The sequence below is a fragment of the Oleiphilus sp. HI0067 genome (genome assembly GCF_001635735.1).
Map to the genome: position 1 here is coordinate 1 of NZ_LWFI01000880.1, position 1,937 is coordinate 1,937.

The 1,937-nt window shown below is 44.6% G+C and carries 2 protein-coding genes and 1 pseudogene; 2 read left to right on the forward strand and 1 reads right to left on the reverse strand.

The window, feature by feature from the left end; translation table 11 throughout:
- Positions 1 to 427: pseudogene (locus A3739_RS29875) on the forward strand (hypothetical protein); the annotation flags it as partial.
- A gap of 34 nt (positions 428 to 461) precedes the next feature.
- Positions 462 to 845 (forward strand): DUF4345 family protein, encoded by a 384-nt coding sequence (locus A3739_RS09950; RefSeq protein ID WP_068473620.1) that lies wholly within the window; start codon positions 462 to 464, stop codon positions 843 to 845.
- Here the strand turns inward: A3739_RS09950 and A3739_RS09955 are convergent.
- Complete coding sequence (locus A3739_RS09955; RefSeq protein WP_068480704.1) at positions 840 to 1,823, reverse strand: DUF523 and DUF1722 domain-containing protein; 984 nt, start codon at positions 1,821 to 1,823, stop codon at positions 840 to 842. The genes A3739_RS09950 and A3739_RS09955 overlap by 6 nt on opposite strands.
- Positions 1,824 to 1,937 lie beyond the last annotated feature (114 nt).

Genomic DNA, 1,937 nt, shown 5'->3' on the forward strand with positions numbered 1-1,937 from the left:
TGGTGAGAGAACGCGTTTTAGTTTGTCAGATTCGGGGCTGCCACTGGTTGTTGATAGTGGCTTCGATCGAATGGTGATCGAAAACTGGGATGACTTGGTATCCGGTCAAACTATCGAGTTTGAGTTCTTGGCTCTGAGCCGAAGTTCTACAGTCGGTTTTGAATTGAGCCGTGTGTCGCTATCGGGTGACAGTGTGCGTCTGCAGATTCAACCTTCAAATTGGGTCATTAACTTGTTAATGGACCCTATCGTTTTGGATTATTCGCTCGATACACAAAGACTTTTGCGTTACGAAGGGCTAACGAATATATACGCCCCTGAAGTTGATGCAAATTATTCGGCGATTATTTTGTACGAATATGAAGAACCGCATCATATTGCAGATCGAGAGGCGTTAGATATTACGCCTACCAGTGTCGTGAATTAGATTTTCTAAGCACAAGGCTGAATAGAGAGAAGTTATGATAACGCTACGAATAATTGGTGTTTTATATTTGTTGAGTGGTTTGTGGTGCCTATTTCAGTATGAGCCTGCCGCGCAATATTTAGGCTTTGATTTAGCGACCAGTCTTGCTGCATCTGAATTTATGAGCGTTTATGGTGGATTACAGATTGGTCTTGCGCTGGGAATGTTTATTGGTGCGTCGATAAAAGCGGCGGAGTTTGGAGCACTGTTAATGGCCTTGCTTGTTTCGGTAAGTTTGGCGTGCGCACGCGTGCTCAGTTTTGTGGTACACCCTGATGCGCTCGTTCAGTCGGGCGCATGGATGTTGGCAGCACTAGAAATCACCATTGCGGTCTGCCTAGGGTGGGCTTTTCGTCGGTATCAGCGTGCAGCCTCATAGGCTGTTGAACAACATCAATTCACCCGGGTGAGCATTTAAGTACATACAGTTATCTATCCACTCGATCGGATGACGTCTAAAGTGATGTTTCAATAGTACGATCGGCACGATCAGGGGTAAGATCCCGTCTCGATACTTCAGAATCGTATCTACTAACTCCGCTTTGTCTTCCTTGTCCAAGTTGTTTTTCAGGAAACCTTGAAGGTGCTGCAGTACGTTTACGTGATTCTTTCTGGTCGCACGTATTTTAAGGATGCGCATCATTTCAACGAAGTAACATTCAGATAGCGACTCCACTTCTTGTTTGTTGCCGCCACCTAACATCGTTCCTAGAGCACGAGTTCGGTCTTGGTCATGAGCTAAGAGAGAGTATTTGTAGGCGGCATGAAACTCGAGCAGCTTCTTCATGGTTAATCCGCTTTCTATCATGTCTTGCCAGTCTCGGTAGACATAAACACGTTTGATAAAGTTCTCGCGCAAAACGGCATCGCCCAATCGGCCTTCTTCTTCTACAGGTAGATTAGGGAAGTTCTTCAGCAGAACTTCCGCATACAAACCCGCACCAATTCGCTCGGGTACCAATTGCTTCGGATTTTTCCCTTTGTAGACCTTAACGCGTTCCATACCGCAACTAGGTGAGTCCTTCTTTAAGATGTATCCGCACAAATCTTTATGCCAACCTTTCTGCTGTTCAGCGACATCACGTAACGCGATAGAAACGTCATGATCATCAGTCTTTGTGCCTACCGCATGAATACCATCTTCACGTTCAACGAGACGAATCGTTTCTCGAGGGGTTCCAAGGCCAATAGCCATTTCTGGGCAGAAAGGACGAAAAGTAAAATATTGGCCAAGCGTATTAGAGATGTATGAGTGGTGTTTGTGGCCGGTATCGAAACGAACCTTTTCTCCAAGCAAACAGCTACTAATTCCAATCAAAATACGTTCTTTATCTGGAAAGATTTGTTGATCAGGCATTCGAAATTCCAATTTGAAATAGAGAATTTGTATACGCAACTAAAGTAGCAAAGGATTGGAATATGAGAAACATAAGCCTTTGCGAAAACGCGTGCTCAGACTCATGTTTCTATT